This window comes from Stenotrophomonas maltophilia group sp. Smal17 (genome assembly GCF_030237045.1).
In the GTDB taxonomy this organism is placed as follows: Bacteria; Pseudomonadota; Gammaproteobacteria; order Xanthomonadales; family Xanthomonadaceae; genus Stenotrophomonas; species Stenotrophomonas forensis.
This window is the reverse complement of sequence record NZ_JASJSU010000040.1, coordinates 16839-41713: the sequence shown is the minus strand read 5'-3', so window position 1 is coordinate 41713 and position 24875 is coordinate 16839. Positions and strand designations below refer to the sequence as shown.

The following is a 24875-nucleotide window of genomic DNA, read 5'->3' as shown; positions in this document are numbered from 1 at the left end:
CGCCGCGCCGACGAAGAACGGAATGCGCCAACCCCAGCTGTCCAGCTGCGCAGGTGCCAGCAGCGCCACCGTCGCCGCCGAGATCGCCACCGCCAGCAGCGCACCGACTTCACTGGCTGCCGACGCCAGCGAGGTCACCAGGCCGCGTCGCCGTTCCGGCGCGCTTTCCAGCAGATACGCGACCACACCGGTGTATTCACCGCCCACCGAGAACGCCATCACGCAGCGCAGCACCAGCAGCAGCACGCCGGCGGTGGTGCCCGCCGTTGCGGCGGTCGGCAGCAGGGCGGTGGCCAGCATCGCTGCCGCCATCAGCGCCATCGAGGCCAGCAGCATCCAGCGCCGGCCCAGCCGGTCACCCAGGTGGCCAAAGCACAGCGCGCCGAGCGGACGCATCAGGTAGGACACCGCGAAGCCGGCCAGGGTGACCAGCATCGCCTGCTCGCCACCGCCAAAGAACACCCGCGACAGCACCGTGGCGAAGTACAGGTACAGGGTGAAGTCGTACCACTCCACCACCGTGGACAGGCCGGCCACCCACATCGAGCGCTGCCGCGCCACGGTCATTTCATTCATGGGCGGAGGGTGTCATGCGCCGGGTGAAACGCGGGTCAGGACCGGCCTACATGGCGCGGAACGCACCCAGATAGCGGCGGCTGACCGGCAGTACGTCATCACGACCGCGCAGGTACAGCTGGGCGGTCTCGTTGTCACCGCGCACCAGCAGCTTCACCGCGTGCCGGTTGACCACCGCCGAGCGGTGCACCTGCACGAAGCTGTCCGGATCCAGCTGTTGCACCAGCTCCTTCAACGGCAGCGTGATCACCGCCTCGCCGGGACGACCGTCGTCGTCGCGCCAGCCGACCTGGGTGTACTTGCTGTCGGCGCGCAGGAAATCCACCGCGCTGCAGGGAATCACCCGCAGCACGTTGCCAACCTGCGCGTGCAGCCAGCGCAGCGGCGTCGGCGCCGGCAGCGACAGGCGTTCGGCCAGCTGCTGCAGTTGCTTCTGCAGGTCCTGCAGGGGCGGAGGTTGCTGCAGGCGCTGCTGCAGCCGTTGCACCGTATCGTGCAGGCGCTGTGCATCCACCGGCTTCACCAGGTAATCCAGCGCGCCCTGCGCGAATGCCTGCACCGCATACGCGTCGTAGGCGGTGACGAACACCACCTGCGCGCGCCGCGCGATGCGTGCGGCGACGTCGATGCCGGACAGGCCGGGCATGTGGATGTCGAGGAAGCAGACCTGTGGCTGCAGGGTTTCGAAGGCCTGCAGCGCCTCGCGCCCATTACGCGCCTGCGCCACCACCTGCAGCTGCGGCCAAGCCTGCGCCAGCTGTGCGGCCAGCGCCTGCCGCAGCAACGGTTCGTCGTCGGCAATCAGTGCGTTGGCGATCACGCGGGCAGCTCCCGCGCCGGCAACCGCAGGCGCGCGATCGCGCCGCGCTCTGGGCCCGCCTGCAACTGCAGGGACGCGGCATCGCCATACAGCAGCTGCAGCCGCTGGCGCAGTGTCTGCAGGCCGGTGCCCAGGCCCGGCGCCACAGCTGACAGGCCTCGGCCGTCGTCAACCACGCAGACCTCGCAACACGCCCCGTCGCGCCGCACCTGCACCACCACCTCGCCACCGTCTTCGCAGGGGTCGATGCCATGGCGGATCGCGTTCTCCACCAGGGTCAGCACGGACAGGCCCGGGCAACCCAGCGCGCGCACCTGCTCGGCAACATCCAGGCGGAACCGCAGCCGATCCGGCATCCGCATATGCATCAGTTCCAGATAGGCGCTTACCAATGCGATCTCGTCCTCCATCCGTACCACCGGCTGCTGCAGGCGTGGCACGCTGCCGCGCAGGTAGGCCACCAGATGGCGCATCACCACCGATGCCTGCGGTGAACCGCTGTCCACCAGCGCCTGCAGGTTGGCCAGGGTGTTGAACAGGAAATGCGGCGCAACCTGCCGTTGCAGCAGCTGCACGCGAGCTTCCAGCGCCTGCCGCTCCAGCTCGCTGCGTTCCAGCGCGAAGGCCAGGGCCTGGTGCCGTGCCAGTGCGTCCTTGTGCCTCACCAGTGCCGCCAGCGCCACCCACGGTGCAACCAGCAGGCCAACCACGTTGAGGGTCAGGAACCCGGTCCAGCGATCTGCGTCCTGCCAGAATGGCGGTGCGCCCGCGTCGGTGCCCGCAAGATAGATCATCAGGGTTCCCAGCGGAATCACCGCCGCCACCGCGAGGATCTGCACGACCCAGCGTGACAGCCACCGCGGCAGCGATCCGGGCCAGCGCTCCAGCACGGTGAACACCAGCATCGCCGCCAGGCCCAATGCCAGCGCGCGCGGCAGCACCGTCCACCACGGATGCCAGTCGATGACCAGCAGCGCGCCGAGCGCGAGCGAGATACCTGCGCACCACAGCGTTCGGCGCAGCAGCGAAACCGGCGGTGGCGACAGCACATCGGACATGGCCGGCAGCATAGCGCCTTGCCGTGCACCCACGTCAGCCGGCCGCAAGCGGTGGCCACCACATCAGTGCCGCCGCGGCGAGGCTGCCGGCCAGGGTGGCCACAGCCGCAACCAGCAGGACCACGCCGACCCGCCAGGCATGCGCCGCCCCTGCAGAGCGTTGGGCACGCAGATACAGTTCCAGCACTGCCAGGGGCAGAAGGGTCTGTGCAAACGCCAGCACGGTCAACGCGGGGCCGGTGAAGGTTTCCGGATCGAAACCCGCCGGCCCCTGGTTGAGCAGCAGCCACAGCATCAGGCCGATGCGGAAGAACCACACGCCCCCCACCGCCAGGAACAGGCGCAGCGCCCATGCGCGGTGCTCACCCAGACGTTGCTGGCGTGCGCGCCACCACGTGGCCGCCGCGAACCACAGGATCAGCAGGGCATTGAGCGAGGTGCCCAGATGCTGCGAAACATCACCGGCAGCGCCACCGCGGACCCACACCATCGCCAGGCCACCCAGTGCCAGCAGTACCGCGGCCAACACGTAGAGCCGGCCGTTCCAGCGGTGCACGGCCGGTGCCCAGCGCCGCAGCGCTGGCCACAACTGCAACCATCCCCCCAGCACGATGCCCGCTGCCAGCAGCAGGTGCAGCGCCAGCACGGCGTTGAAGGTGGTCGCCCCGGCGACGTAACCGTGCGGCATCACCTCGTTCCAGCGCAGTGGCTGGCCCGCCAGCGTGCTGCGTCCGTAGAAGCCCACGATGTAGACGGCGAACAGCAGCTGCCCGAGTGCGGCACTGCCCAACCAGGCCAGGGCTCCGATACGCAGCAGGCGCTGGCGGCGCGATGCGGGCACCTGCCCGTCGCGCAGCGCCCGGCGTGTGGTGATGGCAACAGCAGGCAAGGACATGGCAGCGCTTCCTTCAGGGAGTGCGCCATTGTTGGTCGTTGCCACGGGCATGGAGGCGGTGACCGCGATCAGTGACGGCCAGCGCCGACCAGTGACGCCAGGCGGCGATCGCTGGTTTGGCAACCCTGTTCCGGTCAGGGAGATGCGGCTGCCTGCATGTACTGGGTTTCATGGCCGGTGAAGCGTTCACCGTCAAAGCCGAAGCAGAAGCGGCCTTCCTCGAACACGCGATAGACCAGCAACGCGCCATCGAGGCAGAACTGCGGCTGGTCCACGCCCGTCTCCAGAGTCCCGTAGCCGGTAGCCTCTCCGCCCTTCCCCGCTGCTCCGGTGAAGGCATCGATCGGCAGCGGTGTTGCCTCGCCGGTGCGGGTATCGACCAGCACCACCGTGCGCTGGAAGTACTCAGGGCGATCATCGATCTGCACCAGCAGATAGTGCTGGTTGAAATTGGGCTTCTGGTTCTGCAGCGCATCCTCGATGCGCGCGCGATGCCGCGCATCGCAGAAGTCGACCGGGCTGTAGCGGTAGCTGCAACCGTCGTGGTCGTAGGGCAGGTTCATGCCGGCATAGCGGAGGCTTCCCTGGCTGTCCACGTCGTGCCCCAGTTCCGGGGTGCTGCACAGCAGCCACGAACGCTGCGCATCCTCGGGGTCGGCCATCAGCTTCGGCTCGCGGCCCTCCTCGTAGGCGGCACCGCCTGGAAAATCCTGCCCGAAGCGCTGGCGGACGATCGGGCGCGCCTTCTCCAGCGGCAGGCCGATCTTCGCCCCACGGAACGAAACGAACGTCATCGTCGGCAGGATCACTTCGTCCACCGGCAGCCCCTTCCACTGGCCCTGTACGCAGAACGTGGCGATCTCGTTCTCCGCGTCCTCCCGGCAGGGCGTTGGTGCATTCGCGGCCAACCAGGGGTGGGCCGGGCGATCGGTTTGTTGATCGATGTACCAGCCCTCCAGCGCACACGTCGGCAGGGCATCGAGCAGCGGGGAGAGGTCGGTGCTGGCCACTGTCGCGGCAACCGGCGTGTCTGCCGCGGGTGCCTCGCCAGGCACCTCCGGTGTGCGCTGGCAACCGGCCAGCAGCAGTGCACCGACCAGCAGTGCGACGAAGCGCGAACGCCCGCGTGAGTGATGTGCTTCCTGCATGGTGTCTTTCCCTATTTGAGAACCCCGTGCAGATGATCTCTGATCCGGAGCCCGTTTGAATGCTGGATGCAGGGCGATCTTGCTGGATGGCCTGGAGCTAACGGGAGTGCAGGCGTGCCACCCGGTAAGCGCCGTAGGCATCGAGGATTCTCTGCATCCGCGCCTGCTGCTTAACGCCCATCGGCACCCGCTGCACGCGCTTCAACAATGTCTTCCACATGTAGCCGGACCGGAAGAAGTAGGGCCGCACTTCGAGGAAAGTAAGCACTACATCCAGCGTGCCGGGGTCATGCTCGGCCAGCAGTTTCAACGCTTGGTCATAGCCGCCCGGAAAGGCAAGCTGATCGTAGCGCAGTTGATACTCGGCGCAGGCCGCAGCGTGCAGCGCCCGCTGCTCCGGCCCACGCCAACGCGTACCTGCGGTATCGCGGATCACCTGGCGAAGCCGGTTTATCTCATCGGCATTGGCGCGGATCAGGCGTTCCATCGGAGCGCGGGGATGCGCCATGGCTCCTTCCTCCATGAAGGCGTGCGCAGCATCACGGCGCGCGGCGCAAGGTCAGCAGGGTGATTTCGGACGGCACGCCGATGCGCGCAGGGAACCCGGCCCACAGGCCGGCACCGTTGCTCACGTACAGGGTCATGCCGTCCACTTCGTAGCGGCCGGAGACATAGCCGCCATTGGCGCGCTTCACCAGCTGGTCCATACCGATGATCTGGCCGCCGTGGGTATGCCCGGACAGCTGCAGCGTGACGCCGCGCGCGGCGGCCTCGCGCGCATTGCGCGGGCGATGGTCGAGCAGGATCACCGGCGCGGACGGATCGGCCCCGGCCAGCGCAGCGTCCAGATCCGGCAACGGCAGTCCATAGCGTGCCGCCACCGGGTCGGTGACACCAGCGATGGTCAACGCGGCCTCACCACGACGCACCTGCAGATGGCTGTTTTCCAGCACCTGCATGTGCAGCGCGCGGAACGCCTGCATCCAGTCCTGGTACTGCGCGTAGTACTCGTGGTTGCCGGTGATCGCGATGACGCCGTCCGGCGCATGCAGTTCGGCCAGCGGGCGTGCGTCGTCGCGACGGGCCTCGACGCTGCCATCGATCAGGTCGCCGGTGATCACGATCAGGTCCGGCTTCAGCGCATTGCTCTGCTCCACCACCCTGCGCACCCAGTCGCCGGTCAGCAGGCGGCTGGCATGGATGTCGGTCAGCTGCAGCACGCGGTAGCCGTCGAACGCAGCCGGCAGATCCTTGATCGCCACGTCGATCTGCCGCGGCTTGGGCACCGCCATGCCCTGGCTGACGCCATAGCCGCTGACCAGCAGCGCCAGCACAGCGGCCACGGGACGCAGCCTGGGGGCGCGCAATGCCGATACCGCGCGCGGCCGGCGGAGCAGGCGCGACAGCAGCAGTCCTGCGTCCAGCACCAGCATCACCAGCGCAAGCAGCAGCACCGCCGTCGAGCCGGTGGCCAGCGTGGCGATCGCCAGCTTCGGTATCTCCGGCGAGGCCATCGTGCCCCAGAAGGTGGCGACGATGCGCAGCTGCACGGCCACAGCCACCAGCAGCAGCGACAGCACGACCTTCAATGCGGTGGGCAGGCGCAGCGGCCAGAACAGGCGCCAGGCCACGTACAGGCCCATCAACAAACCGATCGTACTCAGCACTGCAACCATCCAGGAAGAAAAGCGGGCCCGCCATGGTGACGGGCCCGCGTGTCATTGGGTAGAGGCAGCATCACGCCCCGGGCAGGCGCTCCACCCGCAGGCGGGCGATGCGGCGCTTCTCCATCGCCAGTACGGTGATGCGCACGTCGGCGATCTCCACCGCGTCGCCGATGTCCGGCAGGCGGCCCAACCGCTCCAGCACCAGCCCGGAGATGGTCATGTAGTCGGCACTGCGCGGCAGCGAGACGCCCGCCAGGCGCTGCAGGTCATCCAGGGTCAGCGCACCGTCGGCCTCCCACTGGCCTTCGCCCTGCGCGACCACACCATAGCGCTCGTCCTGGGTATCCACCAGGTCACCGGCAATCGCGGCCAGCAGGTCGTTGGCCGTCACCAGGCCTTCCACGCTGCCGTACTCGTCCACCGCCACCGCCAGCGGCACCGGGTGCTGGCGGATCAGCTCCAGCGCCTGCAGCGCACTGGCACTGGACAGCACGTACTGCGGCTCGCGCAGGTTGCCTTCCAGCAGCAGCGGCCTGCCCTGCAGCAGGTCGGCCAGCAGGTCGCGGCTCTGCACCACGCCACGCAGGCTGTCCAGATCGCCGTCGCCGACCAGCAGGCGGGTATGCGGCGAGGCCACCAGGCGCGCCACCACATCATCCTGCCCGCGTGCCAGGTCGATCCATTGCACGTCGGCACGCACGGTCATCACGCTCGACACCGGGCGATCGGCCAGCCCCAGCACGCTGCGGATCATTTCGTGCTCGGCCGGCTGCAGCCGCTCTTCGGCATCGGCGTGTGCGTCCTCGCTTTCGTCGTCGTGCCCGTTGGCCGGACGCGCCCCCAGCATCCGCAGCACGGCGTCGGCGGTACGCTGGCGGAACGGCTGGCGCCGCTCGTTGCGCTCGCGGTTGAAACGCACCCACTGGTTGAACGCTTCGACCAGGATCGAGAAGGCAATGGCCGCGTACAGGTAGCCCTTCGGGATCTTGTAGCCCAGGCCCTCGGCCACCAGGCTGAAGCCGATCATCAGCAGGAAGCCCAGGCACAGCACCACCACCGTGGGATGCTTGTTGACGAAACGGGTCAGCGGCTTGCTGGCCACCAGCATCAGCGCCATCGCGATGGTCACCGCGGCATACATCACGCCGAGGTTGTCGACCATGCCGACCGCGGTGATCACCGAGTCCAGCGAGAACACTGCGTCGAGCACCACGATCTGCGCCACCACCATCGCGAAGCTGGCATAGACCTTCTTTCCATCCTCGTGGTGCTCGCGGCCTTCCAGCCGTTCGTGCAGTTCCATCGTGCCCTTGAACAGCAGGAACAGGCCACCGCCCAGCAGGATCAGGTCACGCCCGGAGAAGCTGTGATCGAACAGCGTAAGCAGCGGCTCGGTCAGCTTCATGATCCAGGCCAGCGCCGCCAGCAGCACCAGCCGCATCAACAGGGCCAGGGTGAGGCCGATCACCCGTGCGCGGTCGCGCTGGTGCGGCGGCAGCTTGTCAGCCAGGATCGCGATGAACACCAGGTTGTCGATGCCGAGAACGATCTCCAGCACGACCAGGGTTGCAAGGCCCATCCATATCGAGGGGTCAGCCAACCATTCCATTTCAGGTCCGTTTCGTCAGTAGGTAAGGGAGAAAAGCAGTCATTCAATCGGCATCCTGCGCCTGCGCCGGGTCATGACCGAGCAGGTCGCCGGGCGTGCACTGCAGCTCGCGGCAGATCGCATCGAGGGTGGAAAAGCGGATGGCGCGTGCCTTGCCGGTCTTCAGGATCGACAGGTTGGCCAGGGTTATGTCGATGCGCCCGGCCAGCTCGGACAGGGTCATGCCGCGCTCCTGCAGGATGCGGTCGAGGGTGATGACGATCGCCATCAGCGCGTGCCCATCAGACCAGACCGTCCAGGTCATCGCGCATCGCCGCGCCTACGGCAAACACGCGCGCCAGTACGAACAGCATCAGCACCGCGACCAGGCCGGTGATCGACATGCCGCCGCCGACCTCCATCCAGGTGAAGTCCGGGCCCATCCAGGCCGCATAGGCACCGATCAGGATCGACAGCAGCTCCATCGCCAGCATCAACCACGCCATGCGCTGCAGGCGCTGTGCATTGGTGTGGGTGAACGGCTGCTCGCGCGCCGCCGAGTCCAGCAGCCGCAGCAGATGGCGCAGGAACACCAGGCACAGCACCAGCAGCACGACGATGGCGCCCAGCCCCAGGCAGAAATGCAGGAACAGATCGTTTCCATGCGCGGCCGCAGCAGCGGCATCATGCACGCTGTCCAACAGCCAGCGGCGGTCGTGGGCAACCAGGGGAATGGCCAGCAGTGCGGCCAGGATGCCCAGCCAGCACATCGCGCGCACGGCCTGCACGGCGGCCTGGGCCAGGGTGAACAAGCCTCGCGCGGGTCTGGCGCGGGCGGGTCGAGCGGTCAAGCGGCCTCCGGCATTGGGGTGGCATGCCGCCCCGGGATGGATTTATCGATAAACGATATACCACATCCTGCGCGAAAGGCTGAATCGCGGGCGTGGCGCGAACCGCTACCCGGGCGCATAGGGCGTGCAGGTGCCGGCCCGCCGCCGGCACCACCCCAGTGCCATCAGCTCACAGATGCTGGCTGAAGAACGGAATCACCGCCGCCAGTGCCTGCCGGACCGGCTCCGGCTGGTCATACAGGTCGTAGTGCGACCCACCCTCCACCACCTTCAGCTGCTTGTGCTTCGAAGCCGCACGGCCATGGATCTCCAGGCCATCGCGGTAGGCACCAAACGCCCCCGGCTTGTCACCAATCACCACCAGCAGCGGCTGGGTCAGCAGCACTTCGGCCAGATGGAAGGCATCCCAGCCCACCGCTGCACCACGATGCGAGAACAGCGCGCTGACCACGCCGTTGGGCTGCGGCCCGCGCGTGCGGTAGTAGTCCGTGGCCTCCAGCACGTCGATATCGGTGATGCCGGCAGCGCGCCCCTGCTCCACCGACGGTGGCAGGAACAGGTCCACGCGTGCCTCGCCGCCACGCATCTCGGCGGTGCGCTGTGCGGCGATGGCCTCCAGCGAACCAATCGGATCGAAGCCGCCAAAGCCCTCGCGGCTGAGCCGGCCGAAGTTGACGCCGGTGATGCTGGTGACCGCCTTGATGCGGCGCTCGGTCATGGTGGCGTTGATCGCATAGCCACCACCACCACAGATGCCGAGCACACCGATGCGTGCGGCGTCCACGTACGGCAGGGTGACCAGATAGTCGACCACGCGGCGTACATCCTCCACGCGCTGGGTCGGGTCTTCGATCCGTCGCGGTTCACCCCCGCTGGCGCCCTGGAAGCTGGCGTCGTAGGCGATCACCACGTAACCCTCGCGGGCCAGCGCCTCACCGTAGACGTTGCCGGACGTCTGCTCCTTGCAGCTGCCGATCGGGTGCATGCTGATGATCGTGGGGTAGGCCCGGTTGCGGTCGAAGTCCGGCGGAAAGTGCAGGTCGGCAGCGATATGCCAGGCCATGTCCGGGTTCTGGATCTTGACGGTTTCCATGCGGTGGCTCCTCGTTTGCGGCAGGGCGACCGGTGTCGCCGTTGCAAGCACGATAGACCTGGGATTGGGAGCAGAAAAGACGCCAATCTCAACCACAGTAGTAAGCTGTGATTACCAGAATGCGACGGGCGTGGCGCCCGACCGAGCCCCCATGAGTGCCCCCACCGCGATCAACCCGGCCCTGCTGCCGCAGCTGGCCTGGTTTGCCCACATTGCCCACCATCGCAGCTTCACCAAGGCGGCCGAAGAGATGGGGGTCTCGCGCCCCGCGCTGTCGCAGAGCCTGAAGACGCTGGAGAAGCAACTGGGCGTGCGCCTTCTGCACCGGACCACCCGCGAGATGTCGCTGACCGAGGAAGGCCAGCGCCTGTTCGACGCAGTGCAGCCATCGCTGAGCACCATCGACAGCGCAGTACGCGACCTGCGCGCCAGCCATGACGCCCCCTCCGGCCTGCTGCGCATCAACACCGCACGCCTGACCGCCAAGACGCTGATCGAACCACACCTGCCTGAATTCTTCGCGCGCTACCCCGAGCTGCGCGTGGAGCTGGTGATGGACGATGGCCTGTCCAGCATCGTCGCCGAAGGCTGCGACGCCGGCATCCGGCTGGGGGAACGCCTGGCCGAAGGCATGATCGCCGTGCCGGTGACGCCGATGCTGGAAATGGTGGTGGTCGCCTCGCCGGCCTACCTGGCCCGGCATGGCACGCCCAGCACGCCCGCCGAACTGGCCGGGCATGAATGCCTGGGCTACCGCCAGACCGGCAGCGGCACGGTCTATGCCTGGGAGTTCAGCACGCCCGGCCAGCATGGACACGACTTTGAAGTGGAACCGCGCGGACGCTATGTCACCAATGATGACGAAGCCATGATCCGCGCCGCGCTGCAGGGACTGGGCGTGATGCAGCACATCGACCTGTCACTGCAGCCGATGCTGGCAGATGGGCGCCTGCTGCGGTTGATGCCGGAATGGTCCGCGCCGTTCCCCGGCTTCTACCTGTACGTGCCATCGCGTGAGCAGATGCCACCCCGCGTGCGCGCGCTGATGGAATTCCTGGTCGAGAAGCGCGAGGGCGTCGCCAAAGCGCTCGGCCGCCCCGTGCAGGCACCGGCCACCGGCGGCTAGGCGTCAGCGCAGGTAACGATAGACCAGGTCATCGGCATCACTGCGCACGGCCTGGGCGTCGAGCACGCCGCCCAGCCGCTGCGCAACGGCCTGCGATGCCAGGTTGTCGGGCGCCATGTAGCTGACCAGCGTCGGCAGCTGTGCCACCACGAAGGCCCAGTCGCGCAGTGCCTCGGCCGCTTCAGTGGCGAAGCCCTGCCCTTCGTGGCCGTCATACAGTAGCCAACCCAGTTCCTTCTCCGGAAACAGCGGGCCATGGTTGATACCCACCTGGCCGATGCAGGCACCGGTGTCGGCCCGTTCGATCATCAACGCACCATGGCCGAACAGATGCCAGCTCGCCAGGTCATGGCAGAACTGGCCCCACGCGGCAACCTCATCGAATGGACCGCCCATGCCGCGCGCGCGCGGCGACGCAAGGAACGCCGCATAGATGCCGAAGTCATCCAGCTGTTGCGGACGCAGCCGCAGGCGCGCGGTGTGCAGGGTGGGAATATCGAGCATGCTGCCGGTCGGCTCAGTACACCGCGAGGTGGCCGCAACCGCGTCGCTGCGGTTGCCCTTCCATCGTCACCTGCACGCTGGCCAGGGTGTCGACACCTTCGGCATTGCGGCACGACTCGCGCTTGATCTCGACAACGGCGGGCTGCCTGCCCAGCTCACCATTGAGCACGATCAGCGAACTGGGCGCATCGGCCGGCTGCCCGAGATAGCGCAACGTACCCTTTTGGGTACGGCCATCGGCGCTGAGGCTGGCATCGTGGTTGCCGTTGCCGGTGGACGCGATCTCGATGCTCCACCCTGCCCCGCCACCGGTGAACGCAGGCACCGGGCTCATGCCGGCCGCGATCGAGGGAGGGCGCGGCTCATCGGCCGTGGTCTTCGATGCGGGGCTGGCGCAGCCGGCCAGCAGGCCCGCAAGCAGCGCGGCGAAGGCAAGGGGATGCACGGTCATGGTGGGCTCCTGCAGCGATCGGGCCGCCAGTGTAGGGCGCGCCACGTGCGCCGGCGATGAACATGACCGGTCAACGTGAGGTGCGTCCCCCACCGGCAACCCGCACGCGGTCGCGGCCCTGTGCCTTGGCCTGGTACATCGCCGCATCGGCCGCGCGCAGCAGGGTGCGCCAGCCCAGTGCGTCGGTACCGCCCTCGGCCACGCCGAAGCTGGCGGTCACGCGCAGCGTGCTATCGCCGCCCACCACGATGTCCAGCTGCTGCAGCGCCAACCGCAGCGATTCGGCCAGCCGGCGACCGGCATCCAGATCGCCATCGGCCAGCAGCACCAGGAACTCTTCGCCACCGTAGCGGGCGATGCTGTCGCTGCGGCGCAGGTGGCGCTGCAGCAGCTGCGCGACCTGCACCAGCACCTTGTCGCCGGCATCATGCCCATGGCCGTCATTGATCGACTTGAAGCGGTCCACGTCCAGCAGGATCACCACCGCCGCCGCAGCGCCCTCGGCATGGCGCTGCTGCACCCGCTGGTCCAGCGCGCGGCGGTTCAACAGCCCGGTCAGTTCATCGGTACCCGCAAGCTGCCGCAGCTCACTGGTCAGCGCCGAGCGTTCGCGCGAGGTTTCGCGCAGGACCTCGATCGCATCGAACAGGCGCTGCATTTCCGCCAGCGGATGGGTGACGTGCTGCTCCGGCCCCGGCGCGTCGGAGGCGATCTGGATCACCTGCCGCTGTGCCTGCAACAGCGGGCGCAGGATCTGCACATGGGCAATGCGCAGGGCCACGCCCAGCACCAGCAGCGTACCCACGACCGTCGCTACCAGCACTGCCAGGCGCATGGCCGCGCGGTTGCGGGTATGTTCGAAGCGGGCAATGGACACACTCAGGTAGCCATCGCGCAGCGCCTCCAGCGACTGCAGCGTCGGCACATAGCGCCGGGTGAACTTGGCAGCGGTCCACGGCGGAGGTACACCACGACGACCGCCTTCGATCAACTGCTCGACCATCGGCAGCGATTCACCGAAAAACTGCCGCCGCGCCATGTCCCAGTGCCAGGACAACGCCGGGTCACTGCGGAACACCGCCTCGTGGCTGCCGGCCAGCCGCCACAGCTCCAGCAGGCGGCCCTCGGTCTGCAGCGCCGCGCGCACCTGCTCGTTGCGCCACGCACCCGGCACCGCCACCGGCGCCATCACGTTGGAGGCCAAACGCCCGCCGTGCTCGCGCAGGTCGATCAGCACCTGGCCCTGCATCGCCGGAATCGCTGCCTCGCGATCGGCGCGGACCAGCACGTTGATCTGTGCGGACGTCAGCAGATGCAGGCGGTCGACCACCGCGAACATGCTGCTGATCGCGCGCTCCACGTCTTCGACCCGGCGTGCGTCCTGCGGCTGCGCCGCTACCCGGTCCACGCTGGCACGTGCCAACTTCAGGCGGCGTTGCGCATCGGCCAGCATCGCATGCGCATCCACCTCGCCCGGATGGGCCTTGAACGCGGTGTCCAGCTGCAGCATGGCGGCGTCGACCCGCCGCCGCACCACGGCCAGCTGCATGGCCAGCCGCGCCTGCTCGGCGCTTTCGTCCGCGCGCGCGCCCAGCAGGCTGTTGGCCGGGCCGCGTTCGGAGGAGACCAGGTTGGCCAGATCAAACGTCTGCCGCAGCTGGCGAAGGCTGACCAGATTGTCCTCGGCGGCGGCATAGCGCATCGTGCCCTGGACCAGGGCGATGACCATCAGCGGCAGGGTGCAGACCACGAACAGTCCCGCCAGGATCCAGACCCAGGTCCGCAACCCGATGGGCGATACCTTGCCGGCCATTCAACTTTCCCCTGACGTGCGGATCACTGTACTGAGCGGCCCCGGCAGTGCCAAGCCAGCGCTACGCAGCCCCTGCCCCTGCGTATACCCCAGTCATCGCGAACGTGCCGCCAAGAGGCGGCATCCGGCTCGCCGAAACAAATCCGTCACGTCAGCGGGGTCAGATCCAGCGTTGATCCACCAGTTCCCGCTTCACATAGGCGTAGAACACCGGCGCGGCCACCAGCCCCGGCAGGCCGAACGCCGCCTCCATCACCAGCATGGCCAGCAGCAGTTCCCAGGCGCGCGCCTGGATCTCGCCGCCGACGATGCGCGCATTGAGGAAATACTCCAGCTTGTGGATGACGATCAGGTACAGCAGCGCCGCCACCGCCACGTAGAACGAGACCGACAACGCGACGATGGTGATGATGGTATTGGAGATGATGTTGCCCACCACCGGCAGCAGCCCGGCGACGAAGGTGATCAGCACCAGCGTCTTCGACAACGGCAGGTGCACGCCGAACAAGGGCAGCACACCCAGCAGGAAAATGGCGGTGAACACGGTGTTGAGCAGCGAGATCTTCACCTGCGCGAACACCACCTGGCGGAACGCAGTGGCCAGGCGGCTGGTGCGGCCGATCAGTTCCTGCGCCAGCGGCCCCATTTTCGGCAGCGGCAGTTCGTCATACAGCGCGATCATCGCGCCCAGCACCATGCCGATCAGCACGCGCACGCCCACCTGCACCACCGATGTACCGGCCACGCCCAGCTGGCGCTGGTGCTCGGCGGCCCAGTCGTTCAGCGCTGCGCGCAGCGCCGGCATGTCTTCGGGAATGTAGGGCTGCAACAGCGCCGGCACCTGGTGCCGCGACGAATTGAGGATCTCCATCAGCCGTGCCAGCAGCGCGTCTGGCCCGCCGGTCTCGTTGCGGAAGAACGAGGCCACGCCGATCCCGGCCAGTACCAGCGCGCTGATGATGACCGCCGACAGCACGATCACCGCGATCGCCCGTGCCCGCCCCGGTGGCAACCGGCCTTCCACGGTGGAGGCCAGCAGGTGGGTCAGCTGGAACACCAGCAGGCCCGACAGCAGCGTCACCACCAGCCCCAGCTTCAGCGCCAGCCACATGCCCAGCAGCATCATCAGCCAGGCCGCGATCCTCGGAACGGGGGGCTTGGGCTGCACAACGAGGGCGTCTTGCATGGGGGCACGTCCGGGCGGGGTGGCCCATGGTAGAGGATTGGCCGTGCGATTCCGTGTGCAGGATGAACGGCCGTTACGCCGTCATTGGGCGGCGCCGTGTTCGCCATAGCTGGCGTTGTTCTTGCCCTGCCGCTTGGCGTGGTACAGCGCCCGGTCGGCCTGCGCCAGCCAGTCCTCCACGCTACCGCCGCGCGGCGTGGCGGCAATGCCGATGCTGACGCTGAACTCCACGCCCGGGGTGGCCTGGCGGGCGGCCTCGAGCAGGTGCAGGCGCACCCGCTCGGCCACATGCATCGCATCCACCGGCGCGCAGTCGTGCAGCAGCACGACGAACTCATCGCCACCGAGGCGGGCCGGGGTATCACCCGGCCGGGCAAACGCGCGCAGGGTCGAGGCGATGTGCCGCAGGACCTCATCACCGGCGCGGTGGCCATGCGAGTCATTGATTCGCTTGAAATCATCCACGTCCAGCATCAGCAGGCAGGCAAAGCCGCCCTGCCGCTGCGCCTTGTCCAGCGCCTGTTGCGCGCGCAGGATCAGGAAGCCGCGGTTGGCCAGCTCGACCAGCGGGTCCATCCGGCTCAAGCGCTGCAGCTGCCGGTTCTGCGATTTCACCCGACGCGCCAGCTGCCAGCTGAGGATGCTCAGACCGATGCCGTAGACGAACAGGAACGGCACGCTGAGCACGATCGTGCGTTGCGAGGTCAGCGGCTGATAGGGAAACCCGAGGGCCCACCAGGTGATCGCAAAACCCAGCACCAGTGCCAGCGTGGCGCGCATCGCCAGGCGCACGCCGCCGGCAGCGATCTTGTCGGCGACCAGCAGCGCCGCGAACAGTGCACTGGGCACCGCGCTCAACCCCATGAAGGCGATCCAGCCACCGCCGAACAACGAATCGGCCACCATGCAGCGGAACTGGACCACGGCAGGCTGCCGGGACCGGTGGGTCAGCAGCAGCGCGAGCGCGGGCCAGGCCAGTGCATTGAGCAGCAGCAGAACCCAGGCCAGCGCACCGTCATGGCGTTCCAGGATGATCGAGGCGATCGGGATCGCGCCCAGGCCATTGCCCACGAAGCGCATCCAGCCGATGCGCCGCGCCGCGCCGATGCCCTCGACCGCGACCTCGGTCGAGTCAGTCAAGAACGGCATTGCCGACCCCCTTGCGCGATCGCACGTTCCATCTCAGAACTCCACCTCAGCACTCCAGCCCGGCACTCCACCTCGACGCGTGCCGGGCTGCCTGGCGTGAGTCTGACAGCTTCGCGTCAATTCGGGATCAAGGGATCAAGGTTGCGACCTGGCCTGGGCGCCGCCGTCGAGCCCCGCAGCATCAGGCTGAAATCCAGCGTCTGCTGGAGCGGCACATCGGCATGCTCGATGATCGCCAGCAGCAGCTTGACCGCGCGCTCGCCGATCTCGCGCATCGGCTGCCGGATGGTCGTCAACGGCGGCGTGAGGTAACGGGAGGACGCCAGGTCGTCGAACCCCACGATGGACAGGTCATCCGGCACGCGGATACCCCGCTCACGGCAGGCCGCCAGGGCGCCCAGCGCCATCTGGTCGCTGAAGCAGAAGATCGCGGTCGGTGCCGGTGCCACGTCCAGCAACGCCATTGCCGCCGCGTGGCCGGATTCCACGGAAAAGTCGCCTGGCACGATGCGCTGCTGGCGCAGCCTTCCGCGCGCCTTGCCCGCGGCCCGGACGCCCTGCAGCCGATGCTGGTGCAGGGGGTTGTCGGGCGGCCCGCCGACCACGGCGATCTGCTCGTGACCCAATCCGTAGAGGTGTTCCATCACCGCGCGTGCAGCCGCCGCGTTGTCGATGTGGACGCTGGGAATGCCCAGCGCAGGATCGAACTCGCATCCATTGACCACCGGTGCGGCGGCGCCGCGCTGCTGCACGATCTCGCGCGCCGTCGGCGGCAATCGATGCCCCAGCACGATCATGCCGTCGGCCTCGTTGCGCCGGAGCATCTGCGCATAGCGCTCCTCGCGGTCGGGCTGGTGCTGGGTATCGCCCAGCAGCACCGCGTAGCCAACCGCCTGTGCCGCCTCTTCTGCGCCTTGCAGGATCTGGGCGAAAAATGGATTGGCGATATCCGGCACGGTGACCAGGATCTTGCCGCTGCGCTGGGTCTTGAGCGTCCTGGCCACCGTATTGGGCACGTAGCCGAGCGCGGCAGCCGCCTGCTCGATGCGCGCGCGCGTGGCGGGCAGCACCTTGTCCGGCCGGGAAAGTGCCCGCGACACCGTACCGGCAGAGACGCCCACGTGCTTGGCGATGTCGTAGATGGTTGCCATGGTTTCAGCTCTTGTTTCCGCTGTGCACTGCACAACGGGTCTGCGGGAGGCCCATGCTAGGGTAATGCAATCGATTGCATCGAGGGCGAATCATCTTGAAGACGCTCAAGGGTCCAGCGCTGTTCCTGGCGCAGTTCATCGGCGACAAAGCTCCTTTTGATCGGCTGGACACGTTGGCCGGATGGGCCGCGGGGCTGGGCTATTCTGGCGTACAAGTACCCACCACGGCGCCCCACCTGTTCGATCTGGCCCAAGCAGCACACAGCCAGGCCTACTGCGATGATGTTGCCGGCATGCTGGCCGGACACGGTGTGCAGATCACCGAACTGTCGACCCATCTGCAGGGACAGCTGGTCGCCGTCCACCCCGCCTATGACAGCCTCTTTGACGGCTTCGCACCGCCTGCGGTGCACGGCAACCCCGCCGCCCGCCAGGCCTGGGCGGTCGATCAGCTGATGCTGGCGGCCAAAGCCAGCCAGCATCTGGGACTGACCGCGCACGCGACCTTTTCCGGTGCGCTGGCCTGGCCGTACTTCTATCCCTGGCCGCAGCGCCCGCCCGGCCTGGTGGACGAAGCCTTCGCCGAACTCGGCCGCCGCTGGCGCCCGATCCTGGATGCGTTCGACGCCTGCGGCGTGGACCTGTGCTTCGAGATCCACCCCGGCGAAGACCTGCACGACGGCGCCACCTTCGAGCGCTTCCTCGACGTGGTGGATCATCACCCGCGGGCGAAGATCCTGTATGACCCCAGCCACCTGCTGCTGCAGCAGATGGACTACCTGGGCTTCATCGACCGCTATCACGACCGCATCGGCATCTTCCACGTCAAGGACGCCGAGTACCGTGCGAGCGCCCGCAGCGGCGTGTATGGCGGCTACCAGGACTGGATCGATCGTCCGGGCCGGTTCCGCTCGCTCGGCGATGGCCAGATCGACTTCAAGGCGATCTTTTCGAAGATGGCGCAGTACGACTTTCCGGGCTGGGCGGTGCTGGAGTGGGAGTGCTGCCTGAAACACCCCGAGGACGGCGCGCGCGAAGGCGCTGCCTTCATCCGCGACCACATCATCCGCGTGACCGAACGCGCCTTCGATGATTTCGCCGACAGCGGCACCCACGCCGCTTCACTGCATCGCATGCTGGGAATCTGAGTCATTACCGCCCCGGGAGGGCAAGCCATGACGCACGCCATGTCGCGCTTGGGCGCGATGATGTTTCTGCAGTTCTTCATCTGGGGAGCGTGGTTCGTCACCCTGGGCACGTACCTGGTGCAGGGCCCGTTGCAGGCCAGCGCGAGCCAGGTCGCGACCGCCTTCCTCAGCCAGTCGATCGGGGCCATCGTCGCGCCCTTCCTGGTCGGGCTGATCGCCGATCGCTACTTCGCGGCGCAGCGCATCCTCGCGGTCCTGCACCTGGCCGGTGCGGTGCTGCTGTGGCTGGCGTCCACCGCGACGGACTTCACCACATTCTCCGCCTGCGTGCTGGGCTACATGCTGCTGTTCATGCCGACGCTGGCACTGGCCAACAGCGTGGCGATGCGGCACATGCAATCGCCTGAAAAACAGTTCCCGCTGGTGCGGGTCGCCGGCAGCATCGGCTGGATCATCGCCGGCGTGCTGATCGGCTGGATGGGCTGGGAGCAGGCACACCGGCTCGAGCTGACCTTCCAGATGGCCGCGCTGGCATCGCTGCTGCTCGGCCTGTATGCCTTCACTCTGCCGCACACGCCGCCGCTGGCCCGGCAACGTGACGCCGGGCTGGGTCAGATCCTCGGGCTGGATTCACTGCGGTTGCTGAAGTCGCGGTCCTATCTGGTGTTCTTCCTGGCCTCCATCGCCATCTGCATCCCGCTGTCGTTCTACTACAACTTCACCAACCCCTATCTCAACGATCTGGGCGTGCGCGGCGCCGCGGGCCTGCAGTCGCTGGGCCAGGTTTCGGAAGTGCTGCTGATGCTGGCCATGCCGTTTCTGTTCGTGCGGCTGGGGGTCAAGACGATGCTGGCGGTGGGCATGGCAGCGTGGGTCGTGCGCTACGGCATGTTCGCCTTTGGCGATGCCGGCAGTGGCTTCTCGCTGCTGGTGATCGGCATCGTGCTGCATGGCATCTGCTACGACTTCTTCTTCGTCACCGGCCAGATCTACACCGATGCCCATGCCGGTCCCGACGCACGCAGCAGTGCGCAGGGCTTCATCACCCTGGCCACCTATGGCGTGGGCATGCTGATCGGCACCTTCCTGTCCGGCGCGGTGGTGGAGCACTACACCACCGCCGCAGGGCCCGACTGGCAGCAGATCTGGCTGTTCCCGGCCGGCGTCGCACTCATCGTGCTGATCGCCTTCCTGCTGCTGTTCCGCGACCGGCCGGTGGTTGCGGCCGCAGCGTCCACGCCCTGAGGACTGCAGCCGATGCCCAAGCCTGGAATCGCCATCATCGGTACCGGCATGATCGCGGCCGTGCATCGTCGCGCCGCCTTGCTGGCCGGTGCCGACATCCGTGGCGTGGCCGCCTCTTCCGCGCAGCGCGCCGCCGAGGTAGCGCAGGCGTGGGGTGTCCCGCGCGGCTATCGCGATATCGAGGAGGTGGTGGCCGACCCGCAGGTGCAGGTCGTGCACGTCTGCACGCCCAACCACCTGCACCGGCCCATGGCCGAAGCTGCACTGCGGGCCGGCAAGCACGTGGTCTGCGAGAAGCCACTGGCGACCACGCTGGAAGACGCGCAGGCGCTGGCCGCACTGGCCAGCTCGAGCGGCCTGGTCGCCACGGTTCCCTTCGTCTACCGCTACCACCCGGTGGTGCGGGAAGCACGCGCGCGCATCGCCGCAGGCGACATCGGCCCCCTGCACCTCATCCATGGCAGTTACCTGCAGGACTGGCTGCTGGACCCGGCCAGCAACAACTGGCGCGTCGATCCGGCGCTGGGCGGCGCTTCGCGTGTGTTCGCCGACATCGGTTCGCACTGGTGTGACCTGGTGGAATGGGTCAGCGGTGAACGCTTCGCCGAGGTCAGCGCGGCGTTCGACACGGTGATCGCCGAGCGCAGCGCCTCCGGCGCGCAGAGTTTCAGCACCCCGGCAGCCGGCGGTGCGATGCAGGCGGTCGCCAGCGAGGACGTGGCGGCGGCGATGTTCCGCACCGGCAACGGCACGCTGGCATCACTGACGGTCAGCCAGGTCTCTGCCGGACGCCGCAACCGTCTCTGGTTCGAGATCGATGGCGCCCGGGCCAGCGTGGCGTTCAACCAGGAAGATGCCGAGCGGCTGTGGATCGGGTGGCCCGACCAGCGCGAAGAAACCTTCGTGCGTGGGCCGGGAGCCGGCAGTGCCGAACAGCGCCGGTTGTCGGTGTTGCCGGCCGGGCACGCACAGGGTTACGCCCAGTGCTTCGAGGCCTTTGTCGCCGACACCTATCGCGCCATCGACGGCGAGCGGCCCGAGGGGCTGCCTACCTTCGACGATGGCCTGCGCTCGGCGCTGATCGTCGACCGTGTCATCACATCGGCCAGGACACGCGCCTGGACCACCATCGCTTGAAACCCGGGAGGATCTCTTGATGAAAGCCCCTGTCCGTAGAACCGCAGGCCTCGTCCTGCTGCTGCTCGCTGCCCTGCCCGCCTTCGCGGGCGAAGTGGCAGGCACGCAGAAGCCGATCGCGGTGCAGATGTACACCCTGCGCAACGCCGGCTCGCTCGAGCAGCAGTTGAAGATCGTCCACGACGCGGGCGTGCATGCGGTGGAAACGGTCGGCACGCAGAACACCAGCGCGGCGGACCTCAAGCAGCTGCTGGACCGCTATTCGATCAGGGCCATTTCGTCGCACGTGCCATTGGCCGAGCTGCGCAACAACCTGGACGGCGTAGTGACCTTCAACCGCGCGATCGGCAACAGCACGCTGGTGGTGCCCTACCTGGACCAGAAGGACCGGCCGGCCGATGCCGCAGGCTGGACCGCACTGGGCCAGGAACTGGGCCGCATCGCCAAACAGGTGCGGGCCAAGGGCATGTACCTGGCCTACCACAACCACGACTTCGAGCTGGTCGACTTCAACGGCAGGACGGGGCTGGAACTGCTGTTCGCCGCCGCCGGTCCCGACCTGCAGACCGAGCTGGACCTGGCCTGGGTCGCGCGTGCCGGCCTGGACCCTGCGGTGATGCTGGGCAGGTTCCGCGGGCATGTCTTCGCGGTTCACGCCAAGGACAATGCCCCCAAGGGCCGGGCCGAAGACGAGGGCGGATTCGCCGCGGTCGGCCAGGGCGTGCTGGACTGGAACGCGATCCTGCCGGCCGCAGCGGCCGCTGGCGTGCACTGGTACATCGTCGAACATGACCAGCCGCGCGATCCGGCCAAGGTCATCCAGACCGGCGCGGACTATCTGCGTGAACACCTGACCGTCAATGCGCCCGCCCCTGCGCAGCCCTGACGCATGAAGGAGCCCCACATGAAAATGATCCTGGCAATGGCCGTGGCCCTGGGCGGCCTGGGCTCCGCAACGGCCGCCTGGTGCAAGGACGACCCGGCTGCAGGTGCAAAGCTCTACACCGCGAACTGCGTGGCCTGCCACGGCGCCGATCGTGCGGGCATGCCGGGCGCTTTCCCGGCGCTCACCGACATCGGCAAGCGCATGGCACCGGCGCAGATCAAGGAAAAGATCAGCAAGGGCGGTGGGCTGATGCCGCCCTTCTCCCAGCTCTCGCAGCAGGAAATCAACGACATCGCCAGCTACCTGGCGAAGTAAGCGGCCGGCGACCACGCCGGCCGTATGCCACTACAGTTCGCGCACCCAGATGTTGCGGTAGCTGACCCTGGAATCATGTTCCTGCAGATAGAGCGGTGCGCACGCGTGTGGCGCATAGGAAGGTGCACCGATGTATTCGGTCCTGCCCGCCAGCACGGTGTCGTCCTGCACCAGCACGCCGTTGTGCAGCACCGTGATGCGCGCGGGCGACACCAGCCCTCCGCCCGCCGAGAAGCGCGGTGCCTTCCAGAGGATGTCGTAGGCCTGCCACTGGCCCGGCGCGCGCGAGGCATTCACCAGCGGCATGGCCTGCTTGTAGATCGAGCCCGCCTGGCCGTTGGCATAAGTCGGATTGTTGTAGCTGTCCAGCACCTGCAGCTCATACAGCTCCTGCAGGAAGATGCCGCTGTTGCCGCGGTTCTGTCCATCGAAGCCCTTCGTATCGGTGGGCGTGCGCCACTCGACATGCAGCTGCACGTCGCAGAAACGTTGCTTTGTGCGAATGCCCTTGCTGCCCGGCACAACAGTCATGGCGCCATCGGCAACTTTCCAGGGCACTTGCCCACCCTGCTCCGATTCCCAGGCCGAGACATCCTTGCCATCGAACAATACGATGGCGTCGGACGGCGCCTTGCCTGGCGGCGTGGCCACGGTTGCAGGCACCGGCGTCCACACCTCGGTCTTCTTCGGATCGCGCGCAGGGTCGGCGCCCTCCTGTGCGAACGCGGAACCGGCGGCCAGTACACCGGCCGCGATCAGCAGCGGCTTGATCATCATGCAGCGCTCCATCAGCTGGTCCCCCATGCAGGCGTGCCGGCAACATAGGCCAGGTCGCCATCGTAGCGACCCGGTACCGCAACGTAGTGCAGCACTTCAGTCGCGCCCACCTTCGAAGTGAAGAAGCCGAAGATGGCCAGCTGCTTGAGCATCGTGAAGTAATGCGGCATCGCCTCGCCCTCTTCCGGAGTGCCCGTCTCGGTCACCTCGGCCGTGCGTGCCTTTGCTTCTGCATCCAGCGTGCGCAGCAGCGTGTTACGGGCGTCTGGCGTGAGCGATGCGAAGCGGCCACCGGAGCGCGCGTCGATGTCGGAGAGGCCGGCGCGGAACGTCGCCTGCTGCCGGGCGGTGTAGCAGTCGGCAACGAAGGTCGCCATGAACGGACCCGCACCGGCATCCTTCGCTCCCGGTGTTTTCGTCCGTGGCAGGATGGTCTCGGCGATCTCGTCCAGCAAGGCGATATCGGCGTCGGAGAAGGCAGGCATCGCCCCGGCAGCCGGTGCCTTGCCCTGTACCAGCGCCGGCAGACCGACCATGGCCGCACCCGTGGCAGCAACGATCATCTTCAACAGTTCGCGACGATCCATCAGAGGTTCCCCGCTTTCAGTTCACGCACGGCATGGTCGGCGGCGCGGGCGGTCAGCGCCATGTAGGTCAGCGACGGATTCACGCACGCGCTGGAGGTCATGCAGGCACCGTCGGTGACATAGACGTTGGGTGCATCCCACACCTGATTGTGCTGGTTCAATACCGAGCTCTTCCGATCACGGCCCATGCGCGCGGTTCCCATTTCATGGATGCCCTTGCCCGGCGCGTAGTCGTTGTCGTGCATCTTCACGTCCTTGACCCCGGCCGCCTCCAGCATCTCGGCGGCATCGGCGGCCATGTCCTTGCGCATCGCCAGTTCATTGGCGCGCATGGCAACGTCCATCGCCAGCACCGGCAGTCCCCACTTGTCCTTGCGCTCGCGGTCCAGGCGGATCGTATTGTCGTGGTGCGGCAGCATTTCACCGAACCCGGTCATGCCGATGCGCCAGTCGCCGGGCACGGTCAGCGCATCCTTCAGGTCGGCACCAATGTTCAGCTCGGCGATCTCGCGCGACCAGCCTGTGCGGCTGGCACCGCCCTGGTAGCCGAACCCGCGCAGGTAACCGCGCTTGTCGGCGGCGACGTTACGGAACCGCGGAATATAGAAACCGCAGGGTCGACGGCCGAAGTAGTACTTGTCTTCGTAGCCCTCGACGCGGCCGGAAGCACCCGCTCCGAAATGATGGTCCATCACGTTATGCCCCAGCTCGCCGGACGAGGAACCCAGGCCGCCCTCCCAGACATCGGTGGCCGAGTTCATCAGCAGCCAGGTCGAGTTGAAGGAGGAGGCGTTGAGGAAGATCACCTTGGCGGTGTACTGGTAGGTCTGGCCAGTCTCGGCATCGATGACCTCCACGCCGCGCGCACGCTTGCGATCCTTGTCATAGAGCACTTCCTTGACGATCGAGAACGGCCGCAGCGTCAGGTTGCCGGTTTTCACCGCCGCCGGCAGCGTCGCCGCCTGGGTCGAGAAATAGGCACCGAAAGGACAACCCAGAATGCACTTGTTGCGGTACTGGCAGTTGACGCGACCCTGCTCGGGCATCGGCTGGGTGATGTTGGCGGTGCGCGAGTGGATCATGTGGCGGGTGCCGCCGAAGGCTTTCTTGATCCGTGCGGCCACGTCCTTCTCGACGATGTTCAACGGGATCGGCGGCAGGAATTCGCCGTCCGGCAACACGTCCAGGCCTTCGCGCGTGCCGGCGATGCCGGCGAACTTCTCCACATGGTCGTACCACGGCGCGATGTCGGCGTAGCGGATCGGCCAGTCGGTGGCGATGCCGTCCTTCAGGTTCGCCTCGAAATCCAGATCGGAGAAGCGATAGCTCTGCCGCCCCCACAGCAATGAGCGGCCACCGACGTGATAGCCACGAAACCAGTCGAAGCGCTGGGTCTCGATGTAGGGCGAGTCCTGTTCGTTGGCCCACATCCCTTCCAGGTTTTCGGCCAGGCCGTAGTCGCGCATCAGCACAGGAAAGTCGGCCTTCATCGCCTGGGTGGGCCGGTTGCGATGCGGGAAGTCCCACGCTTCCTTCATCGCGTTCACATAGTCCTTGACGTGCTCGATGTTGCGGCCACGTTCCAGCATCAGGACCTTCAGTCCCTTCTCGGTCAGCTCCTTCGCCGCCCAACCGCCACTGATTCCCGAGCCAACAACGATGGCGTCGTAGTGATTATCTGCCATGGGTTTCTCACCTGGGTGG

26 protein-coding genes are annotated in these 24875 nt (G+C 67.3%); 6 read left to right on the top strand and 20 right to left on the bottom strand.

Translation table 11 applies throughout. The features are described from left to right. The 11 genes from QRO93_RS12370 to QRO93_RS12320 form a co-directional block, all read right to left on the bottom strand. Window positions 1–567, bottom strand: a 567-nt coding sequence (locus QRO93_RS12370; protein WP_285304239.1) for an MFS transporter, incomplete at its 3' end; no start/stop codon positions are given. Between the two features lie 55 nt (window positions 568–622). Then, window positions 623–1396, bottom strand: a complete 774-nt coding sequence (locus tag QRO93_RS12365) for a LytTR family DNA-binding domain-containing protein (RefSeq protein WP_053449082.1) — start codon at window positions 1394–1396, stop codon at window positions 623–625. Beyond that, on the bottom strand, window positions 1393–2454 hold the full coding sequence (locus tag QRO93_RS12360) for a sensor histidine kinase (RefSeq protein ID WP_238581858.1): 1062 nt from the start codon (window positions 2452–2454) through the stop codon (window positions 1393–1395). Before QRO93_RS12360 ends, QRO93_RS12365 begins: the two co-directional genes overlap by 4 nt. A gap of 34 nt (window positions 2455–2488) precedes the next feature. Next, window positions 2489–3349 carry a DUF2306 domain-containing protein gene (locus QRO93_RS12355; protein ID WP_180880572.1) on the bottom strand — a complete coding sequence of 287 codons (861 nt, stop codon included), beginning with the start codon at window positions 3347–3349 and terminating at the stop codon, window positions 2489–2491. Between the two features lie 134 nt (window positions 3350–3483). Continuing rightward, complete coding sequence (locus QRO93_RS12350) at window positions 3484–4497, bottom strand: hypothetical protein (protein WP_180880571.1); 1014 nt, start codon at window positions 4495–4497, stop codon at window positions 3484–3486. A gap of 97 nt (window positions 4498–4594) precedes the next feature. Then, window positions 4595–5005: a hypothetical protein gene (locus QRO93_RS12345; RefSeq protein WP_180880570.1), complete on the bottom strand. Its 411-nt coding sequence runs from the start codon at window positions 5003–5005 to the stop codon at window positions 4595–4597. A gap of 31 nt (window positions 5006–5036) precedes the next feature. Beyond that, complete coding sequence (locus tag QRO93_RS12340) at window positions 5037–6173, bottom strand: metallophosphoesterase (RefSeq protein ID WP_180880568.1); 1137 nt, start codon at window positions 6171–6173, stop codon at window positions 5037–5039. Between the two features lie 61 nt (window positions 6174–6234). After that, window positions 6235–7773 (bottom strand): TerC family protein, encoded by a 1539-nt coding sequence (locus QRO93_RS12335; RefSeq protein WP_180880566.1) that lies wholly within the window; start codon window positions 7771–7773, stop codon window positions 6235–6237. A gap of 43 nt (window positions 7774–7816) precedes the next feature. Further along, window positions 7817–8041 (bottom strand): helix-turn-helix transcriptional regulator, encoded by a 225-nt coding sequence (locus QRO93_RS12330; RefSeq protein WP_133934070.1) that lies wholly within the window; start codon window positions 8039–8041, stop codon window positions 7817–7819. 13 nt (window positions 8042–8054) lie between these two features. Further along, window positions 8055–8522, bottom strand: coding sequence for a DUF2975 domain-containing protein (locus QRO93_RS12325; RefSeq protein ID WP_180880574.1), 468 nt, complete (start codon window positions 8520–8522; stop codon window positions 8055–8057). 250 nt (window positions 8523–8772) lie between these two features. After that, a complete protein-coding gene (locus QRO93_RS12320) occupies window positions 8773–9696 on the bottom strand; it encodes an alpha/beta hydrolase (RefSeq protein ID WP_164085654.1) in 924 nt (307 codons plus the stop codon). Between the two features lie 151 nt (window positions 9697–9847). On the opposite strand from QRO93_RS12320, the gene QRO93_RS12315 reads away from it, so the two are divergent. Next, a complete protein-coding gene (locus tag QRO93_RS12315; RefSeq protein WP_180880564.1) occupies window positions 9848–10822 on the top strand; it encodes a LysR family transcriptional regulator in 975 nt (324 codons plus the stop codon). A 3-nt stretch (window positions 10823–10825) separates the two neighbouring features. On the opposite strand, the gene QRO93_RS12310 is transcribed toward QRO93_RS12315, so the two are convergent. From QRO93_RS12310 to QRO93_RS12285, 6 genes are all read right to left on the bottom strand, one after another. After that, window positions 10826–11326: a GNAT family N-acetyltransferase gene (locus tag QRO93_RS12310; RefSeq protein ID WP_049458896.1), complete on the bottom strand. Its 501-nt coding sequence runs from the start codon at window positions 11324–11326 to the stop codon at window positions 10826–10828. A 13-nt stretch (window positions 11327–11339) separates the two neighbouring features. Further along, window positions 11340–11777, bottom strand: coding sequence for a hypothetical protein (locus QRO93_RS12305; RefSeq protein ID WP_049458897.1), 438 nt, complete (start codon window positions 11775–11777; stop codon window positions 11340–11342). A gap of 70 nt (window positions 11778–11847) precedes the next feature. After that, complete coding sequence (locus QRO93_RS12300) at window positions 11848–13590, bottom strand: diguanylate cyclase (RefSeq protein WP_180880562.1); 1743 nt, start codon at window positions 13588–13590, stop codon at window positions 11848–11850. Window positions 13591–13750: 160 nt separating this feature from the next. Continuing rightward, window positions 13751–14776: an AI-2E family transporter gene (locus tag QRO93_RS12295; protein WP_053508333.1), complete on the bottom strand. Its 1026-nt coding sequence runs from the start codon at window positions 14774–14776 to the stop codon at window positions 13751–13753. An 81-nt stretch (window positions 14777–14857) separates the two neighbouring features. After that, entirely contained in the window at window positions 14858–15925 is a 1068-nt protein-coding gene (locus QRO93_RS12290; RefSeq protein WP_180880555.1) for a sensor domain-containing diguanylate cyclase, read from the bottom strand. A gap of 116 nt (window positions 15926–16041) precedes the next feature. Continuing rightward, window positions 16042–17076: a LacI family DNA-binding transcriptional regulator gene (locus QRO93_RS12285; protein ID WP_285304238.1), complete on the bottom strand. Its 1035-nt coding sequence runs from the start codon at window positions 17074–17076 to the stop codon at window positions 16042–16044. Window positions 17077–17171: 95 nt separating this feature from the next. Between QRO93_RS12285 and QRO93_RS12280 the strand changes: the two genes are divergently transcribed. The 5 genes from QRO93_RS12280 to QRO93_RS12260 are packed head-to-tail and all read left to right on the top strand — an operon-like array spanning window position 17172 to window position 21807. Beyond that, window positions 17172–18224: a sugar phosphate isomerase/epimerase gene (locus tag QRO93_RS12280; RefSeq protein WP_180880550.1), complete on the top strand. Its 1053-nt coding sequence runs from the start codon at window positions 17172–17174 to the stop codon at window positions 18222–18224. Window positions 18225–18251: 27 nt separating this feature from the next. Next, on the top strand, window positions 18252–19469 hold the full coding sequence (locus QRO93_RS12275) for a nucleoside permease (protein WP_180880548.1): 1218 nt from the start codon (window positions 18252–18254) through the stop codon (window positions 19467–19469). 12 nt (window positions 19470–19481) lie between these two features. Continuing rightward, the gene (locus QRO93_RS12270; protein WP_053449066.1) at window positions 19482–20606 is read left to right on the top strand and encodes a Gfo/Idh/MocA family protein; all 1125 of its coding nucleotides are present in this window, start codon (window positions 19482–19484) and stop codon (window positions 20604–20606) included. A gap of 19 nt (window positions 20607–20625) precedes the next feature. Beyond that, window positions 20626–21492 (top strand): sugar phosphate isomerase/epimerase, encoded by an 867-nt coding sequence (locus QRO93_RS12265; protein ID WP_053449065.1) that lies wholly within the window; start codon window positions 20626–20628, stop codon window positions 21490–21492. Window positions 21493–21510: 18 nt separating this feature from the next. Then, entirely contained in the window at window positions 21511–21807 is a 297-nt protein-coding gene (locus QRO93_RS12260; RefSeq protein ID WP_040008546.1) for a cytochrome c, read from the top strand. Between the two features lie 30 nt (window positions 21808–21837). Here the strand turns inward: QRO93_RS12260 and QRO93_RS12255 are convergent, their stop codons facing one another. From QRO93_RS12255 to QRO93_RS12245, 3 genes are read right to left on the bottom strand one after another with little or no spacing between them, the layout of a single operon-like run. After that, on the bottom strand, window positions 21838–22581 hold the full coding sequence (locus QRO93_RS12255; RefSeq protein ID WP_404830600.1) for a DUF1080 domain-containing protein: 744 nt from the start codon (window positions 22579–22581) through the stop codon (window positions 21838–21840). Between the two features lie 14 nt (window positions 22582–22595). Next, the gene (locus QRO93_RS12250) at window positions 22596–23171 is read right to left on the bottom strand and encodes a gluconate 2-dehydrogenase subunit 3 family protein (RefSeq protein ID WP_053449063.1); all 576 of its coding nucleotides are present in this window, start codon (window positions 23169–23171) and stop codon (window positions 22596–22598) included. After that, entirely contained in the window at window positions 23171–24856 is a 1686-nt protein-coding gene (locus QRO93_RS12245) for a GMC oxidoreductase (protein WP_285304237.1), read from the bottom strand. Before QRO93_RS12245 ends, QRO93_RS12250 begins: the two co-directional genes overlap by 1 nt. Window positions 24857–24875: the final 19 nt, after the last annotated feature.

Bases quoted from the DNA above. Each gene is read 5' to 3' on its own strand.
- QRO93_RS12245 (WP_285304237.1), bottom strand. From the start codon at position 24,856: ATGGCAGATAATCACTACGACGCCATCGTTGTTGGCTCGGGAATCAGT.
- QRO93_RS12255 (WP_404830600.1), bottom strand. From the start codon at position 22,581: ATGATCAAGCCGCTGCTGATCGCGGCCGGTGTACTGGCCGCCGGTTCC.
- QRO93_RS12315 (WP_180880564.1), top strand. From the start codon at position 9,848: ATGAGTGCCCCCACCGCGATCAACCCGGCCCTGCTGCCGCAGCTGGCC.
- QRO93_RS12320 (WP_164085654.1), bottom strand. From the start codon at position 9,696: ATGGAAACCGTCAAGATCCAGAACCCGGACATGGCCTGGCATATCGCT.
- QRO93_RS12270 (WP_053449066.1), top strand. From the start codon at position 19,482: ATGCCCAAGCCTGGAATCGCCATCATCGGTACCGGCATGATCGCGGCC.
- QRO93_RS12345 (WP_180880570.1), bottom strand. From the start codon at position 5,005: ATGGCGCATCCCCGCGCTCCGATGGAACGCCTGATCCGCGCCAATGCC.
- QRO93_RS12335 (WP_180880566.1), bottom strand. From the start codon at position 7,773: ATGGAATGGTTGGCTGACCCCTCGATATGGATGGGCCTTGCAACCCTG.
- QRO93_RS12355 (WP_180880572.1), bottom strand. From the start codon at position 3,349: ATGTCCTTGCCTGCTGTTGCCATCACCACACGCCGGGCGCTGCGCGAC.
- QRO93_RS12340 (WP_180880568.1), bottom strand. From the start codon at position 6,173: ATGGTTGCAGTGCTGAGTACGATCGGTTTGTTGATGGGCCTGTACGTG.
- QRO93_RS12305 (WP_049458897.1), bottom strand. From the start codon at position 11,777: ATGACCGTGCATCCCCTTGCCTTCGCCGCGCTGCTTGCGGGCCTGCTG.
- QRO93_RS12290 (WP_180880555.1), bottom strand. From the start codon at position 15,925: ATGCCGTTCTTGACTGACTCGACCGAGGTCGCGGTCGAGGGCATCGGC.
- QRO93_RS12350 (WP_180880571.1), bottom strand. From the start codon at position 4,497: ATGCAGGAAGCACATCACTCACGCGGGCGTTCGCGCTTCGTCGCACTG.
- QRO93_RS12260 (WP_040008546.1), top strand. From the start codon at position 21,511: ATGAAAATGATCCTGGCAATGGCCGTGGCCCTGGGCGGCCTGGGCTCC.
- QRO93_RS12285 (WP_285304238.1), bottom strand. From the start codon at position 17,076: ATGGCAACCATCTACGACATCGCCAAGCACGTGGGCGTCTCTGCCGGT.
- QRO93_RS12325 (WP_180880574.1), bottom strand. From the start codon at position 8,522: ATGTGCTGGCTGGGCATCCTGGCCGCACTGCTGGCCATTCCCCTGGTT.
- QRO93_RS12275 (WP_180880548.1), top strand. From the start codon at position 18,252: ATGACGCACGCCATGTCGCGCTTGGGCGCGATGATGTTTCTGCAGTTC.
- QRO93_RS12300 (WP_180880562.1), bottom strand. From the start codon at position 13,590: ATGGCCGGCAAGGTATCGCCCATCGGGTTGCGGACCTGGGTCTGGATC.
- QRO93_RS12250 (WP_053449063.1), bottom strand. From the start codon at position 23,171: ATGGATCGTCGCGAACTGTTGAAGATGATCGTTGCTGCCACGGGTGCG.
- QRO93_RS12265 (WP_053449065.1), top strand. From the start codon at position 20,626: ATGAAAGCCCCTGTCCGTAGAACCGCAGGCCTCGTCCTGCTGCTGCTC.
- QRO93_RS12330 (WP_133934070.1), bottom strand. From the start codon at position 8,041: ATGGCGATCGTCATCACCCTCGACCGCATCCTGCAGGAGCGCGGCATG.
- QRO93_RS12295 (WP_053508333.1), bottom strand. From the start codon at position 14,776: ATGCAAGACGCCCTCGTTGTGCAGCCCAAGCCCCCCGTTCCGAGGATC.
- QRO93_RS12360 (WP_238581858.1), bottom strand. From the start codon at position 2,454: ATGTCCGATGTGCTGTCGCCACCGCCGGTTTCGCTGCTGCGCCGAACG.
- QRO93_RS12310 (WP_049458896.1), bottom strand. From the start codon at position 11,326: ATGCTCGATATTCCCACCCTGCACACCGCGCGCCTGCGGCTGCGTCCG.